We start from the raw sequence: 16,664 nt of genomic DNA on the forward strand, positions 1-16,664 counted from the left end.
CCTGCGCTCAGTAAAAGCTCTGCGGGTCAATATCGACGGCGAGACGCAGATCACCTTTGAGGCGGAACTGGCCAATCCAACGTGCCAGGGCGGCTTGTAGCGGCGCGGATTTATCGGCTTTCACCAAGAGCCGCACACGGTGCCGTCCACGCACGCGCGCTATGGGGGCCGGGGCCGGGCCATAAACCTCAGCCCCAATCGCCCGCAAAGCCTCCGAATTGCGCGCCAGCGCATTGCCCAGATCAAACACCTGCCCCACATCGCTGCCTGAAAGGATGATGCCTGCCATGCGGCCAAACGGAGGCACCACAGCGTGACGCCGCTCATCCGCTTCGGCACGCCAGAAACCATTCTCATCGCCGGTCAGGATCGCACGGATCACAGGATGTTCCGGCTGGAAGGTCTGCAACAGCGCAAGCCCCGCGCGTTCAGAGCGCCCTGCCCTCCCGGCAACCTGTCGCATGAGCTGAAAAGTCCGCTCCGCCGCACGCAGGTCAGAGCCTTGCAGGCCAAGGTCAGCGTCAATCACGCCTACAAGCGTAAGCAGCGGGAAATTATGGCCTTTCGCCACCAGCTGGGTGCCTATGATGATATCTGCGCCGCCATTGGCGATGGTCTCAATGCTCTCTTTCAGCGCGCGCGCCGAGCCAAAGAGATCCGAACTCAGCACCGCTTGGCGCGCCTCCGGCCAAAGCGCCTGCGCCTCTTCGGCCAGCCGCTCAACCCCCGGTCCGACCGGGGCCAGCTTGCCTTCGACCTCACAGCTCGGGCAGGCCTCCGGCATCGGTTTGGTTTCACCACACTGGTGGCACAACAGCCGTTTGAGAAACCGGTGCTCCACCATACGCGCATCACAATGGTCGCATCCGATCTGATACCCGCAGGCCCGACAGATTGTGACCGGCGCATAACCTCGGCGATTGATGAACAACAGCGCCTGCTCACCTTTGGCAATGCGCGCGTCCACCGCCTGTTTCAATGCCGGTGAAATCCAACGGCTGGCCGGCAATTCCTGCGTGCGCATATCAATTGCCCGCATCTCCGGTAAAACCGACGCGCCGTAGCGGCTGGTCAGCTCAAGCCGCTTGTATTTGCCCGCTTCCGCATTGGCCCAGGTTTCCAGCGAAGGGGTGGCTGAGGCCAGCACCACTTGCGCGTCACACATCGCTGCGCGCAGCACCGCCATATCGCGCGCATTATAAAGCACGCCGTCCTCTTGCTTATAGGAGGTGTCGTGCTCTTCATCGACGATGATCAATCCAAGATCACGGTACGGCAAAAACAGCGCTGAGCGCGCACCAACCACAAGCTGCGCGCCGCCCTCTCCCACCATTTTCCACGCCCGCCGACGCTCGGTCATGGTCACACCGGAGTGCCACTCTGCCGGGCGCGCACCAAACCGCGCCTCAACGCGGGTCAGGAACTCTGCGGTCAGGGCGATCTCCGGCAAGAGCACCAGCGCCTGCCGCCCCTTGCGCAGGCATTCTGCAACGGCCTCAAGGTAAACCTCTGTTTTGCCGGAGCCCGTGACCCCGCGCAGCAAGGTGGTGCCGTAAACACCCGACTGAATACCCGCGCGCAATTCCGCCGCCCCGGCTTCCTGATCCGCCGTCAGCTCTTTGCCGCCGTAGTCCGGATCAAGTCGCAAATATGGAGTGTCCCGAGGCGCGGCTTCTTCCAGCACAACGCCCTGTTTCACCAGCCCTTTGATGACGGAATTTGTGACCCCTGCCATCTCGCCAAGTTCGCCTAGCGTGAAGGCGAGCCCGCCGTAGTCTTCCAATGTCGCCAACACCCGCCGCCGCGCATCGGTTTGCCGGTCGGGCTCCCCTGTGCCACGACGATAGACTTTGCGCATCGAGGGCGGATCGCTGAGACCCGGCGCACGGGTCGCCAACCGCAACATCGCGTGCAGCGGCGTCAGCGTATAGTCGGCCGCCCGCTGCAGAAAATTGCGCATATCGGCCCGCATCGGTGCCACATCCAGTGCCTTATTGGCCGCGCGAATTTTGGAGATGTCATAATCGCCCTTGCCCGGCCCCCAGACCACACCAAGCACTTTGCGCGGCCCCAGCGGCACCTCGACAAAACTGCCCGCAAAAACGCCCCCTTCCGGCGCTTTGTAATCCAAAACCCGGTCCAGCGGTTGCGTGGTCAGAACCGCAATCAAAGCCCCTTCGGGATAAAACTCTGCGTCGCTCAACAGACCCTCTTGCCAGCTTTGCCCACCAAATGCCGTTATCGCTAACGATAATTGCGCCCAAATGGCGCATTACAGCTTTCGGCGCGGCCTTCTATCGGGTAAAGCCATCACAGCCGCAGCGCAATCCCGCAGTTGCACCAATCATCCATGCACTTGTCAAACCCAGCAAAGGACCTGACATGAAATTCTTTGTAGACACTGCCGAAATCGACGCCATTGCCGAGCTCAACGCCCTTGGCATGGTGGATGGTGTCACCACCAACCCCTCCCTGATCAAAAAGTCCGGCCGCGACATTCTCGAAGTGACCAAAGAGATCTGTGATCTGGTCGAAGGCCCGGTTTCCGCCGAAGTCACCGCGACTGACGCTGACGAAATGATCGCTGAAGGCCGCAAGCTGGTTGAGATCGCTGAAAACATCGCCGTGAAAGTGCCGCTGACCTGGGATGGTCTGAAAGCCTGTAAAACCCTGACCGATGCGGGCCACAAGGTGAACGTGACCCTGTGTTTCTCCGCCAACCAAGCGCTGCTGGCCGCAAAGGCGGGCGCAAGCTTCATCTCGCCTTTCATTGGCCGTCTGGACGACATCAACCTTGATGGCATGGATCTGATCGCCGACATCCGCCAGATCTACGACAACTACGGCTTTGAAACCGAAATCCTCGCAGCTTCCGTGCGCACCGTGAACCACGCCACCCAATGTGCGCTGGTGGGTGCCGACGTGATGACCGCCCCTCCCGGCGTGATCAAATCCATGATCAACCACCCGCTGACCGACAAAGGTCTCGATGCGTTCCTCGCAGACATCAAAGCGGCGGACATCAAGATCCTCTGATCCAGGATCAGCAACAAAAACCATCAAGGCCCGGCATCGCGCACGGGCCTTTTTTTAGCCCCGCCTTCAAAGGGCAAGTGATTGCCCCGCCCTTCACGCCCATGCTAGGGATTGTGCCAATCAGAGGCCTGAGCAGACCCACCATGAGCACTGCACTTGAAAAATTCCAACGTCTGGAAGCCACAGCCCTGTGGCGAGAGACACCTGACGCACAACGCAGGGATGTGATTGTGTCGCTGGGAGATGCGACGTTGGTGATCAAAGACAGCAATGATCGGGCGCTGACCCACTGGTCTCTTCCCGCCGTGCGCAGGCTCAACCCCGGCGAACGGCCTGCCGTGTTTTATCCGGACGGCGACCCAAGCGAGACCTTGGAAATCGCTGCAGATCACCCCGAGGTAGTCGAAGCCATCGAGAAGCTGCGCAAAGCGGTGGCCAACCCGGGTCAGGCCACAGGCAGGCTCCGCAAATTCATTCTTGGCGGGTCGGTGGCGGCAATTGCCGCCTTGGGCGTGTTCTGGTTGCCAAATGCGTTGGTCAACCACGCGCTGCGGGTTGTGCCCAATGTGACCCGTCAGACAATTGGTCAGGAGATGCAGACCCATGCACTGCGGCTGACCGGCAAAGCCTGCACCGGCCCGCAGGCATTGCCCGCACTTGATGCCTTTCAAAAACGCCTGCAAGTGCGCGCCATCACGGTGGTGCCAAGCGCCCTGCGGGACGCGGTCGCCCTGCCCGGCAACATCGTACTTTTGGGGCGCGACGCGGTGGAAGACTTTGAAGAGCCGGATGTGGCAGCAGGCTATGTGATTGCCGCGCAAGCCGCAGTCGCGGACCCGCTTCGCGGCCTTCTGGAGAGCGGCGGCATTCGCGCCAGCCTGCGCCTGCTCACCACCGGCACATTGCCAGACACGCTGCTCAGCAGCCACATCGAAGAGCTGATCAGCGCTCCGCCAATGGCGGCACCGGATGACACTCTGATTGCTGCCTTTGAGGAAAAGCGCGTGCGCCTCAAACCCTATGCTTTGGCCCAGGACCCGTCCGGGGAAAGCACGCTGGCGCTGATTGAAGCGGCTCCGTTCACAGATAATCTGCCAGAGCCGGTGCTGATTGACCGCTATTGGGTGGCGCTTCAGGAGATTTGCGACAGCTGACCGCCGCAAATCTCAAAGACTGTCAATTTACTTGCGCAGAAACGCGCCGCCGAACCCGGCACTTTTGACTTTGGCCAGCGCAGAGGCCGCCTCTGCCTGTGTGGCAAAAGGCCCTGCAAGCACAATACGTTGGGTTGCGCCGTTGCGCTCATAACGCCCGATCCGCACCGGCACGCCCAGCTTGCGCACATCCCGCGCCAAAGCTTGCGCCTGTGCTGCATCCGTTGCCTGCGCCACCTGCACATAAGGTGTGCCCGCAAGACGCAGAGACTTCTGCGGGGCTTCCGACTTGGTGGAAACCGTTTTGGTTTTGACCCTTTCACCGGTTTTGAACCGGGTGGTGGTAGGCTCCGCGGCCTCAGACTCCAGCGTCACCTGGATCAAGCGGCGCGGCACTGTTTCAGTCCAGATCAGGTTGGTCTGTGCATGCCCGGCAAAGGTCATCACTGCGCGTTCGGTGTCCAGACGACCGTCCTCAAAGGCGCGGCGATAGCCTTCCGGCACATAGGAAGACACCGCGTTGGTCAGGCGCGCCTCATAGACATGCTTGGGCACAATCCGCACGTCCGGCGCCGCTTCACCAACGCGCACAACAGTGCCCACAGGCGGGCGCGGCAGCGCGCTGCTTTGCTCCAGATTGATTTGCGGTGGGGTCGCAATCGGGCCGCCAACGCCGGGCGTCACAGGCGATTGCGCCTGCGGACCACAGCGCACGGTGGACCCTTTGTATTGGGTCACGCCTTCACGACATGGCGAGATAATACCGGAGGCGCGAGGGGCCTGCCCAGTGGTGCGACGCTCCGCTTGTGCCGGTACGGTTTTTGAAACCACTGTTTTTGCGGGCGCAGGTGACGGCGCCGCAGCTGATGCAGTGGTTTTTGCCGGTGCAGCTTTTACCGTGCTGGGGGCAGCCTTCGCGGTCGACTTGGTGGGCGCAGGCTGCGCTTTGGGCTGGATCACAACCGGCGCGGCTTTGGGTGCCGGGGTCGCTACTGTCGCCGCTGGTGCTTTTGGCGTCGTCGTGGGTGCCGCCTGAGGTGTGGGCCGCGCATTGCCAAACAACGAAGGACGCTCTGTCGGTGGCGCGGCTGGTTCGATCTGAACCACGTCGCCATCAAGCTGCGACGCTGCATTGGTCGGACGGGTTGCGGTGTCGAAGGTCGGCTTAAACCCGCAGATCACTTTGCGGTCGCGGGTCACACGGGGCACCCATGTGGTCACCCCGTCCACACCTGAGCGGATGTAAACACAGCCGCGGCTGTCAACGAACTGTTTGCCCTGGAAATTCGCCGGCGGAAACTCCGCCGGTGTTTGCCTGTCACTGATCGATTGCGCATGGGCTGCGCCGAATCCAGAAGCGGTTGCGATTGCAGCAATCGCAAGAAATTTGCCTAATGTCATTTTGCCCCCACAAGATGTAGGGGTACATTAGCCAAAATCTTTACAGTGAGTAAACCACTGAAAAGCCCAAATTCTGCCTATCTTGTGCCAAACATGCGGTCGCCCGCATCGCCAAGACCCGGCAGGATGTAGCCTTTTTCGTTCAGACGCTCATCCAGCGCTGCTGTCACGATTGGAACGTCAGGGTGCGCTTCTTTCATACGCTCTACACCCTCAGGGGCCGCCAACAGGCAAAGGAACAGGATATTGGTCGCGCCTTCTTTCTTCAGAAGATCAATAGCTGCCGCAGAGCTGTTGCCGGTTGCCAGCATCGGGTCCACAGCAATCACCAGACGCTCGCCCAGCTCGCTAGGCGCTTTGAAATAGTACTGCACCGGCTCCAGCGTTTCTTCGTCGCGGTAAAGACCAACAAAGCCAACACGTGCAGAAGGCACCAGTTCCAGCATGCCATCCAGCAGGCCGTTGCCCGCACGTAGGATCGACACCAGCGCCAATTTGCGCCCATCCAGTGTCGGCGCATCCATCTCGACCATAGGTGTCTTGATGCGTTTGGTTGTCATCGGCAACTCGCGCGTCACCTCATAGGCCAACAGCTGACTGATCTCGCGCAGCAAGCGACGGAACTCGCCCGTTGAGGTTGCCTCATCCCGCATGATCGTGAGCTTGTGCTGCACAAGTGGGTGGTTCACTACGGTCAAATGATCCATCAGGTTTTCTCCAGTCTCTTGGCCACAATTGCCTTCGTATCTGCGTCACAGAACGCGGCGTCAAGCGCGGTTTTGGTGATCTCGGCAAAATCTGCCTCACCCCAACCAAAGGCCTTTTCGAGCATCTCGTATTCGCGCCGCATGGTGGTGTGAAAGAAGGGCGGATCATCCGTACTGACAGTAACCCGCACACCCGCGTCCCGCAGTTTCTGGATCGGATGAGAGGCAAAATCAGGATAAACTCCCAGCACCACATTGGATCCGGGGCACACTTCAAGCGTCACCTGACGCGCAACCAGTTCCTTGACCAGATCAGGATCTTCGATCGAGCGCACGCCGTGACCGATACGCTCGACATTCAGGTCGTTGATCGCATCCCACACACTTTCCGGCCCGCCAAACTCGCCCGCATGGGTGGTGAGCTTCAAACCAGCCTCACGCGCCTGATCATAGGCATAGGCAAAATCGCCTTGCGTGAATTGCCCTTCGTCACCGCCCATGCCAAAGCCGACAATGAAATCGCCCGCCGTTTCCGCCGCACAGAGCGAGGAGGCACGAGATTTCTCCGGACCGAAGTGGCGCACCGCCGTCACAACCCCACGCAGCGTGATGCCATGCTTGGCTTCCGACGCGCTCGCCGCTTCTTCAATGGCGTGCAGATATTCGCGCCAAGCGCCCGCATCGCCACCTCCGCAGAAATCCGGGCTGATAAAGCTCTCGGTGTAGACCACGCCATTTGCTGCGCTTTCCTCAAGCCAGGCAGACGTCAGCCTCGCGAACTCCTCAGGGCCGGTCAGAACACTGGTCGCCGCCTCATAGACGCTGAGGAAATGCACAAAGTTCTCAAACGCATAGCCACCGTCGTCCGTGAAGACCTTGCTCAGGTCCATCTTCTTTTCATGCGCCAGCTGCTTGGTGAACGCAGGCGGGGCCGCGCCTTCATGGTGAATGTGCAGTTCGATCTTTTTCAGGTCTGCCACTGTCATAGGAAACTCCTTCCACGCGGCGGTGTCACGCCAAGATGGGACGCTGCGGTCGCGGCCACATCCACAAAATCAATCAATCCAGCCTCACCGGAGCCAACACCGGCACACAGCACCGGAACGCGCTCACGGGTGTGGTCTGTGCCAGGCCAACTTGGATCATTGCCGTGATCGGCCGTCAGGATCAGCAAATCACCCTCCCGCATCTTCGCGGTGAAGGCACCAATCTCGAGGTCAAACCATTCCAGCGCACGGGCGTAGCCCGCCACGTCGCGGCGATGCCCGTAAAGGCTGTCAAATTCCACAAAATTCGCAAATGTCAGACTGCCCTCTGGCGCGGTCTCGGCCAGCCCATGCAAATCCTGCATCAGCTTCGCGTCACTGCCTTTGGTGCAGCTGTCGATACCAGCCATGGTGAAGATGTCACCAATCTTGCCAACCCCCAACACTGCGCCGCCTGCGTTCTGCACCCAGTTGGTCAGGATCGGCGCTGGTGGCGCAATCGCAAAGTCACGCCGGTTGGTGGTCCGACTGAAACCCTCTTTCGCGCTGCCGACAAACGGGCGCGCAATCACGCGGCCGATTTTCATCTCATGCAGGATCGGCGCGAGATCGCGGCACAAATCAATCAATCGCTCCAGCCCGAAGTGTTCTTCGTGCGCTGCGATCTGAAACACGCTGTCCGCAGAGGTGTAACAAATCGGCGCGCCGGTTTTCACGTGCTCGCCCCCAAGCTCATTGATGATGACCGTGCCAGAGGCATGGCAATTGCCCAAGATCGCATCGGTGCCTGCCAACTCGCAGACTTTTGCGACCAGCTCGTCCGGGAAGCATGGTGCGCCTTTGGGGAAATACCCCCAATCCCACGGCACAGGCAGACCCGCGAGCTCCCAATGGCCCGATGGTGTGTCTTTGCCGGGGCTCTGCTCGCTGGCCGCGCCCCAGAAGCCAGTTGGCGTTGCGTCCAATCCGGGCGTCTCATCGCCGGAGGCCAGTCGCACCGCCGCTCCCAAACCAAGCGCATCCAGATGCGGCACAGTCAATGGACCAGACCGCCCCTCCTCTGCCAAACCTTTGGCGCAGGCCTGCGCGATATGCGCAACCGTGTTCGCACCCGTGTCCGGCAGATCATCGTTGAAGAACCGAGCAGCATCCACTGCCCCGCCGCAGCCAACGGAATCCATCACCACCAGAAACACACGTGCCATCGCCCTACCGGCTCCTCTCATGAATAAGCGGGGGTATATCGGGCATTCCCTCGCCAATGACAATGGCCTTTCGCACAGCCGCCTCAGCCGCTGCCGCTGCATCCTCACGCGCTGCATGCAAACGCAGCAAAGGCTGCCCTGCCTGCACTGTTTCGCCAAGCCGCACCACGTCTGACAGGCCAACCGCGGAGTCAATCACGTCGCTTTCTACCTGACGGCCGCCGCCCAGACCAACAACAGCCAGCCCAAGCGCCTCGCCATCAATGGCTTGCACAACGCCAGCTTGCGGTGCCGCGATTTCGCGAATGATCGGCGCTTCCGGCAGGAACCTCTGCCACTCTTCTGTGAAGCGCATGGGGCCACCCATCGCGGCGACCATGCGCCCAAAGATCTCTGCGGCCTTACCGCTGGACAGCGCCTCAAGCATCCGCGCGACACCCTCTTCCACATCCGCCGCCAGCCCGGCATTGGCCAGGAGCACACCGCCAAGTGACACAGACAGCTCTGCAAGCGGCCCGCCGTTTTGTCCGCAGAGCACCTTCATGCATTCCGCAACCTCAAGCGCATTGCCAAGTGACGCCGCCAAAGGCTGGTTCATGTCGGAAATCACCGCACTTGTGGGACAGCCCGCAAGGTTGGCTGTACTGACAAGCGAGTTCGCCAGGGCCTGCGCATCCTCAACGGACTTCATAAACGCGCCAGAGCCGACTTTCACGTCAAGCACCAAGCCCTCAAGCCCCGCCGCAAGCTTCTTTGACAGGATGGAGGCGGTGATCAGATCGAGACTTTCCACCGTCGCGGTCACATCGCGGATGGCATAGAGGCGCTTGTCAGCCGGGGCGATCTCAGCCGTGGCGCTGACAATGGCGCAGCCCACATCGGCCACCACCTCTTTGAAGCGGTCTTCCGTCAAGCTTGTGGACAGCCCCGGAATGGCCTCCATTTTGTCGAGCGTGCCACCGGTATGCCCCAGACCACGTCCGGAAATCATGGGCACATATGCCCCGCAGGCCACCAAAGCCGGGGCAAGCACCAGCGAAACGCAATCGCCAACACCGCCGGTGGAATGTTTGTCCAACACAGGGCCGGGCAAATCCCACGCCATGCGGTCGCCGCTATCGCGCATCGCAAGTGTCAGCGCGACGCGGCCCTCTTCCGAAAGCCCCCGCAGGCAGACCCCCATGGCAAAGGCCCCGGCCTGAGCATCAGACACAGTGCCATCCGCCAGGCCTTTGGCAAACCAAGCCAATTCCTCTCGGCTTGGCGTCTCTCCGCGGCGCAGATGCGCGATAATCGCCCGCGCGTCCATTTAGTCGCGGTCCTTGTGATCAGCGTCCATATGGTCTGTGCCAAAGGCACCGGGCAACAGCTCTGCCATGGTCATAGAAACCCGCACGCCTTCCAGATTGGCCAAAGTGACCTTGGTGTCCTTGCCGCCAAACTCCGCCAGTTTCTGACGGCATCCACCACAGGGGCTGACCGGCTGTTTGCTGTCGGCCACCACAAAGACCTCGGTCAGGCGGGTTTCCCCTGCCGCCACCATGGCCGCAATGGCTCCGGCCTCCGCGCATGTGCCTTCAGGATAGGCAATGTTCTCCACATTGCAGCCTGCGTATTTCACGCCACCTTCAGACAGGATCGCCGCCCCAACCTTGAAGTTGGAATAAGGTGCATAGGCGTTTTCACGCACCTCAAAGGCGAGGGTTTCAAGGCTTTTGTCTTGGCTCATGTCTCGATCACTTTCGTCTTAAACGCACCCGACAAGGTCACTTCCAACAGTTCGATGTCGTAGCTTGGCTCGGCGTAGCGGGTTTTCATGCCCGGCGGGATAACAAAGGCATCACCAGCTTCAAGCGGGAATGGCGCGCGCTCCTCCCCTTCCAAAAGCATCGTGCCCTTCATCACAAAGGTAAAGTGGATATCCGCGTCATGGCGGCTCCACTGCGGCGTGCCTTGACCCCGGCGCACGACCTGCACGCCGGCGACGTCTTTGGTGTTGGCTGCAATGGTGGTGTCGCGGCATTCAAACCCGGGCAGGCGGAACGGCTCCCACGCCGCACCTTCTGCCAGATTGTGCACAAAACGCTGGCCATCCCATTCACGCTCAGGCCGCTCATGGGGTGTTGGCAGCTCCATCTCATGATCAATCTCAGTGACATGATCGGCTGGCACGCCAATCTCGATCACCTGCAGATCATCACTCGCCTCACAAACCCGATGGCGGATCTCTGGCGGCTGGATAAAGCAATCCCCCGCATTCAGGCGGCGCATGCCCCCCTGATCTTCATAAAGCACATCAACCCAACCGTTGACGCAGAAGATCAGCTGAAAGCCAACCTTGTGATAATGCACCATATCCGGCACCGGCCCGCCGTCGGGAATGCGAATGTGGCTAGCGATCATCGCGCCGCCCAAACGATCCGGCACCAGATCCCGATAGTGCATTCCGGCCCGGCCGATCACCCAAGGGGCCTGATCCGCCAGACGGCGCACCACAAAGGAATGCTGCACAGGAGGCAATACCAAAGGCGGGTTCAGCTCTTCGATCTCGATTTTGGTGCCATTGGGCGCGGTCAGATGACGCTGTCCGTCAGCAAACCCGTCCGGATCATCGGTCAAGATCCGCAGCGTACCCGGCGCTTCTTCAGCCCCCTTCTCAATCCGCAGCCGCAGCCCACGGCCGGAAAACACCGCAATCGTCGGGTCATCCGCGGGATAGATCATGTCCATCCGCATTTTCAGCACTTTGGTGTAAAACGGGATATCGTCGCGCAATTCCTGTGTCGGCAGGCGAAATTCGGCTTTGATCTCCAAGGTGTCACTCTCCGCTCATTTGATTGCGCGAGATTGAGACCAAATGGTCAAAAATACAAGCTTGTGCCGTTGCGTCAGATTTGTGCATTTTAACTGGGAGAAAATTGGTTTAAGGCTGAACTAATTTCTTTTTGACCGCACCCAAAGTGCCAAACAGAGGTCTCCGATGTCTGAAAATCGCAACCAATCCCTGCGCGAGGCAGCGCTGGCCTATCACGCCAACCCAAAACCCGGCAAACTGGAGATCCGCGCGACCAAACCGCTCGCCAACGGGCGCGACCTGTCACGCGCCTATTCCCCCGGCGTGGCTGAGGCCTGCCTCGAGATCAAAGACGATCCGGCAAATGCTGCACTCTATACCGCACGCCAAAACCTTGTGGCTGTGGTCTCCAACGGCTCCGCCGTGCTTGGGCTCGGCAACATTGGCGCGCTGGCCTCCAAGCCGGTTATGGAGGGCAAGGCTGTTCTCTTTAAGCAATTTGCCAACATCGACTGCTTTGACATCGAGCTGGACGAAGCAGACCCGGAAAAACTGGCGGACATCGTCTGCGCCATGGGGCCGACATTTGGCGCGATCAACCTTGAAGACATCAAAGCGCCCGATTGCTTTATCGTGGAAAAAATCTGCCGCGAGCGGATGAACATCCCGGTGTTTCACGACGACCAGCACGGCACCGCCATCGTGGTCGGCGCCGCAGCCACCAACGCATTGCGCGTGGCGGGCAAAAAGTTTGAAGACATCAAAATTGTCTCCACCGGTGGTGGCGCGGCGGGCATTGCCTGCCTCAACATGCTGGTGAAGCTGGGCGTCAAACGCGAGAACATCTGGCTCTGCGACATCCACGGGCTGGTTTATGAGGGCCGCGAAGAAGATATGAATCCGCAAAAAGCCGAGTTTGCCCAAAACTCCGAGCTGCGCACGCTTGAAGAGGTGATCGATGGCGCGGATATGTTTCTGGGCCTATCCGGCCCCGGCGTCCTAAAACCTGAACTGGTCGAAAAGATGACCAGCCAGCCGATCATCTTTGCTCTGGCAAACCCAACCCCGGAAATCATGCCGGATCTGGCACGCAAAGTTGCGCCCGATGCCATCATCGCAACCGGCCGCTCCGACTTCCCCAACCAGGTCAACAACGTCCTGTGCTTTCCGTTCATCTTCCGCGGTGCGCTTGACGTTGGCGCGACAGAGATCAACGATGAAATGTGCGTCGCCTGCGTGAACGGCATTGCCGAACTGGCCCGCGCCACCACGTCGGCTGAGGCAGCGGCTGCCTACAAAGGCGAACAGCTCACCTTTGGCGCTGAGTATCTGATCCCCAAACCTTTTGACCCACGCCTTGTCGGCGTGGTGTCCGCCGCCGTGGCCCAGGCTGCCATGGACAGTGGTGTTGCCACCCGCCCGATTGAAAACATCGACGCCTATGTTCACAAACTCAATCAATCGGTCTTCAAATCCGCGCTGCTGATGCGCCCGGTGTTTGAGACCGCTCAGAAAGCTTCCCGCCGCATCGTTTTTGCCGAAGGCGAAGATGAGCGCGTGCTGCGCGGAGCGCAGGCAATTCTGGAAGAGACCACAGAGACCCCCATCCTAATCGGCCGCCCCGAGGTGATCGAAGCCCGCTGTGAACGCGCGGGCCTGTCAATCCGCCCCGGTCGGGACTTCCAGATCGTAAACCCGGAAAACGATCCACGGTACTACGACTACTGGAACAGCTATCATGAACTGATGGAGCGCGAGGGGGTCACGCCTGATCTGGCCAAGGCCATCATGCGCACCAACACCACGGCAATCGGAGCAATCATGGTGCACCGCGAGGAGGCCGACAGCCTGATCTGCGGCACCTTTGGTGAATACCGCTGGCACCTCAACTATGTTGAACAGGTGCTGGGCAAAGGCACTCTCTCTCCGCATGGTGCGCTGTCTCTGATGATTTTGGAGGATGGCCCGCTCTTCATCGCTGACACGCAGGTGCATGAGCTGCCAAGCCCCGAGGATATCGCCCGCATCGCGGAAGGCGCTGCGCGGCATGTGCGCCGGTTTGGTCTGGAGCCAAAAATCGCGCTGTGTTCGCAAAGCCAGTTTGGCAACCACCGCCAAGGCTCTGGCAAGCGTTTGCGCGAAGCCATCGCAATCCTGGACAGCAAGCCGCGCGATTTTGCCTATGAAGGGGAAATGAACGTGGACACCGCGCTTGACCCAGACCTGCGCAGCCGTATTTTCCCGCGCACACGCCTTGAAGGGGCCGCCAACGTGCTGGTCTTTGCCCACGCCGATGCGGCGTCAGGGGTGCGTAACATCCTGAAAATGCGCGCTGATGCCTTGGAAGTGGGACCGATCCTGATGGGCATGGGCAACCGCGCCCATATTGTCAGCCCATCGATCACGGCGCGCGGCCTGCTGAACATGGCCGCCATTGCTGGCTCTCCGGTCACCCACTACGGATAAAACTTGAAGCACTTAACGGCGGGCACCCAAAGCCCGCCGTACCGCTCAACTGTCTGAGCGATTCACCCGCGCAAGGATGCGCAAATCAATGGTTGGCCCCACCAGATCGGGATAGCCATCCGCGCCGAACTCCCGCCGATCCAGGCTGCCCGTCAGCAAAATCGACAGCTTGTCCAGGTCTCCGGCCTCGGTGCCGCGCTGACGGAACAGTTGCGCCGCCAGCGTCACCGGACGCGACACGCCCCGCACCGTCAGATCCCCCAGCACCTTCGCCCCGTGGATCGTGCCCGAAATCTCACGCGCAACAAAACGGATAGTGGGGTGGTTGCTGGCATCAAGCACCTGCGCCCCCTTGAGCGCCTCGGTGGCAAACAGGAACCCAGCCTTTGCCCGCTTGGGGCTGAGGGTCACATCAATTTTGCTGCGGGAGACATTGCCCAGATCCAACTGCAAATCTGCCGCCTCAACCGGCATCTGACCTTCTGTGCCGTCCTGATTGAAGTAGTAGGTGAAGCCAACAACGCTGGCCGATTTATCAAGCTCATATTGCACGGGTGCCGCCTGCGCGGGCTGCACAACAGCCCCACCAAGCAGTGTCACAGCCGCCAAAACGCGCAATCCACTCCAAAGACCATGACGTCTTCCTTTGACGCTAACCAATGTCCCAATCATGATCTTCCTCCCAGTTCACAGGCCCGGATGGGCTAGTCCCCCTCAGTATGGCAGAGAAAACCGTTACAGAGTTGCACGTTTCTGCGAGAATAGGTGAGCCGGCTATCAGCCAAAGTCGCAAAATTTGCAAATTTGCAAAAATGACGAATTTCTCTATTTTTCCTGCAAAAATTGGCGACTTTACTAAACTTTGCAATTTCAAGGCTCAAAAACTGGCGAAACAAATGCGATAATCTGTCCCGCTTTTCTGCCCCGCACTTGTCGCCGATGTGATACCTCCTCTATGCCGTCTGGCAGGTAGAGGAGGACCACATGTCATATCAAGACGTATACGAACGCTGGAAAAATGATCCGGAAGCTTTCTGGATGCAGGCGGCAGAAGCAATTGATTGGCATACGCCGCCCTGCAAGGCGCTGACGGACAAAGGCGACCATCTTTATGAGTGGTTCGCGGACGCAAAGGTCAACACCTGCTGGAACGCGGTGGACCGCCACGTCGAAGCCGGGCGCGGCGAGCAGACGGCCATCATCTATGACAGCCCGATCACCCACACCAAACGCGAAATCTCCTATGTTGAGCTGCGCAACCGTGTCGCCACACTTGCCGGCGCCCTGCGCGCCAAAGGCGTTGAGAAAGGCGACCGCGTCATCATCTACATGCCGATGATCCCCGAGGCGCTGGAAGCCATGCTGGCTTGCGCCCGACTGGGTGCCATCCACTCCGTGGTGTTTGGCGGATTTGCCGCCAACGAACTTGCAGTGCGCATCGACGACGCCAAGCCCAAAGCCATCATCGCCGCCTCCTGCGGGTTGGAGCCGGGCCGCGTGGTGCACTACAAACCTCTGCTCGACGGCGCCATCGACCTCTCCACACACAAGCCCGATTTCTGCGTGATCCTCCAACGCGAACAAGAGGTGGCGCAGCTGGTCGAGGGGCGGGACGTCAACTGGCACGGCTTTCAGTATGGCGTGGAACCGGCCGAATGTGTTCCGGTCGAAGGCAACCACCCGTCCTATATCCTCTACACCTCCGGCACCACAGGGCAGCCCAAAGGCGTGATCCGCCACACCGCAGGTCAGCTGGTCGCGCTGAACTGGACCATGAAAAATATCTACAATGTCGACCCCGGCGATGTGTTCTGGGCGGCCTCCGATGTGGGCTGGGTCGTGGGCCACAGCTATATCTGCTACGCCCCTCTGATCCATGGCAACACCACCATTGTCTTTGAGGGCAAACCGGTTGGCACACCGGATGCGGGCACCTTCTGGCGCGTGATTTCAGAGCACAACGTCAAAAGCTTCTTCACCGCCCCCACCGCCTTCCGCGCCGTGAAGCGCGAAGACCCGACAGGCGAATACGTCAAGAAATATGACCTCAGCTGCCTTGAGCAGGTCTATCTCGCGGGCGAACGCGCTGATCCGGACACCATCGTCTGGGCGCAGGAGCAACTGGGCGTGCCAATCGTGGACCACTGGTGGCAAACAGAAACCGGCTGGTCGATTGCCGCCAACCCGCTCGGCATCGAAGAGCTGCCCATCAAACTGGGCTCCCCAACCGTTCCCATGCCCGGCTATGACGTCGAAATTCTGGACGAAGGCGGCCACCCCGTCGCGGCTGGCGAACTTGGTGCCATCGCCATCAAGCTGCCGTTGCCTCCCGGCACGCTGCCCACGCTGTGGAATGCCGAAGAGCGCTTCAAATCCTCCTACCTCACCCACTTCCCGGGCTATTATGAGACCGGTGATGCGGGCATGAAGGATGAGGACGGCTACGTCTATATTATGGCGCGCACCGATGACGTCATCAACGTCGCTGGCCACCGCCTGTCCACCGGCGGCATGGAAGAGGTGCTTGCTGGGCACCCGGATGTGGCAGAATGCGCCGTGATTGGCGTGGCGGATCAGCTCAAGGGCCAGATGCCCGTCGGTTTCCTCTGCCTCAACGCTGGCAACGAACGCGCCCATGACGAGGTAGTCAAAGAGGTTGTCGCTCTGGTGCGCCAGAAAATCGGCCCGGTTGCCGCCTTCAAGCTCGCGGTTGTGGTGGATCGTTTGCCAAAAACCCGCTCGGGCAAAATCCTGCGCGGCACCATGGTCTCCATCGCAGATGGCACCGACTGGAAAATGCCCGCCACCATCGACGATCCAGTCATCCTCGATGAAATCACCGAGGCCCTGAAAACCATAGGCTACGCATCCGCGTGACCTGTGTCAGAGAGGCGCGCACCCCGCTCGCGCGCCTC

13 protein-coding genes are annotated in these 16,664 nt (G+C 60.1%); 4 read left to right on the forward strand and 9 right to left on the reverse strand.

Going from position 1 to position 16,664, the window contains the following annotated elements; genetic code table 11:
- Window positions 1-7: 7 nt before the first annotated feature.
- Complete coding sequence (locus J7400_RS08135; protein ID WP_209061763.1) at window positions 8-2,203, reverse strand: primosomal protein N'; 2,196 nt, start codon at window positions 2,201-2,203, stop codon at window positions 8-10.
- A 179-nt stretch (window positions 2,204-2,382) separates the two neighbouring features.
- Here J7400_RS08135 and fsa point away from each other — a divergent pair, with 179 nt between their 5' ends.
- Both fsa and J7400_RS08145 read left to right on the forward strand, forming a co-directional pair.
- Window positions 2,383-3,036, forward strand: coding sequence for a fructose-6-phosphate aldolase (gene fsa, locus J7400_RS08140; protein ID WP_209061765.1), 654 nt, complete (start codon window positions 2,383-2,385; stop codon window positions 3,034-3,036).
- Window positions 3,037-3,179: 143 nt separating this feature from the next.
- Window positions 3,180-4,190, forward strand: a complete 1,011-nt coding sequence (locus J7400_RS08145; protein ID WP_209061766.1) for a hypothetical protein — start codon at window positions 3,180-3,182, stop codon at window positions 4,188-4,190.
- 27 nt (window positions 4,191-4,217) lie between these two features.
- On the opposite strand, the gene J7400_RS08150 is transcribed toward J7400_RS08145, so the two are convergent.
- The 7 genes from J7400_RS08150 to J7400_RS08180 all read right to left on the reverse strand — a co-directional run bounded on the left by J7400_RS08150 (window position 4,218) and on the right by J7400_RS08180 (window position 11,303).
- Entirely contained in the window at window positions 4,218-5,591 is a 1,374-nt protein-coding gene (locus J7400_RS08150) for an SPOR domain-containing protein (RefSeq protein WP_209061768.1), read from the reverse strand.
- A gap of 77 nt (window positions 5,592-5,668) precedes the next feature.
- On the reverse strand, window positions 5,669-6,301 hold the full coding sequence (gene upp / locus J7400_RS08155) for a uracil phosphoribosyltransferase (protein ID WP_209062081.1): 633 nt from the start codon (window positions 6,299-6,301) through the stop codon (window positions 5,669-5,671).
- Window positions 6,298-7,284, reverse strand: a complete 987-nt coding sequence (locus J7400_RS08160) for an adenosine deaminase (RefSeq protein ID WP_209061770.1) — start codon at window positions 7,282-7,284, stop codon at window positions 6,298-6,300. Before J7400_RS08160 ends, upp begins: the two co-directional genes overlap by 4 nt.
- Window positions 7,281-8,489 carry a phosphopentomutase gene (locus tag J7400_RS08165; RefSeq protein ID WP_209061771.1) on the reverse strand — a complete coding sequence of 403 codons (1,209 nt, stop codon included), beginning with the start codon at window positions 8,487-8,489 and terminating at the stop codon, window positions 7,281-7,283. Before J7400_RS08165 ends, J7400_RS08160 begins: the two co-directional genes overlap by 4 nt.
- A gap of 4 nt (window positions 8,490-8,493) precedes the next feature.
- Window positions 8,494-9,798, reverse strand: a complete 1,305-nt coding sequence (locus J7400_RS08170) for a thymidine phosphorylase (RefSeq protein ID WP_209061773.1) — start codon at window positions 9,796-9,798, stop codon at window positions 8,494-8,496.
- The gene (locus J7400_RS08175; protein ID WP_209061775.1) at window positions 9,799-10,218 is read right to left on the reverse strand and encodes a cytidine deaminase; all 420 of its coding nucleotides are present in this window, start codon (window positions 10,216-10,218) and stop codon (window positions 9,799-9,801) included.
- Window positions 10,215-11,303: a cupin domain-containing protein gene (locus tag J7400_RS08180; protein ID WP_209061777.1), complete on the reverse strand. Its 1,089-nt coding sequence runs from the start codon at window positions 11,301-11,303 to the stop codon at window positions 10,215-10,217. Before J7400_RS08180 ends, J7400_RS08175 begins: the two co-directional genes overlap by 4 nt.
- A 166-nt stretch (window positions 11,304-11,469) precedes the next feature.
- Between J7400_RS08180 and J7400_RS08185 the strand changes: the two genes are divergently transcribed.
- Window positions 11,470-13,749, forward strand: a complete 2,280-nt coding sequence (locus J7400_RS08185) for an NADP-dependent malic enzyme (RefSeq protein ID WP_209061779.1) — start codon at window positions 11,470-11,472, stop codon at window positions 13,747-13,749.
- Between the two features lie 45 nt (window positions 13,750-13,794).
- Here the strand turns inward: J7400_RS08185 and J7400_RS08190 are convergent, their stop codons facing one another.
- Window positions 13,795-14,421 carry a YceI family protein gene (locus J7400_RS08190; RefSeq protein WP_209061781.1) on the reverse strand — a complete coding sequence of 209 codons (627 nt, stop codon included), beginning with the start codon at window positions 14,419-14,421 and terminating at the stop codon, window positions 13,795-13,797.
- Window positions 14,422-14,733: 312 nt separating this feature from the next.
- On the opposite strand from J7400_RS08190, the gene prpE reads away from it, so the two are divergent.
- Entirely contained in the window at window positions 14,734-16,626 is a 1,893-nt protein-coding gene (gene prpE / locus J7400_RS08195) for a propionate-CoA ligase PrpE (protein ID WP_209061783.1), read from the forward strand.
- The last annotated feature ends 38 nt before the right edge of the window (window positions 16,627-16,664 follow it).

Origin of the sequence: Shimia sp. R9_2 (genome assembly GCF_017743735.1) — a bacterium.
In the GTDB taxonomy this organism is placed as follows: Bacteria; Pseudomonadota; Alphaproteobacteria; order Rhodobacterales; family Rhodobacteraceae; genus Shimia.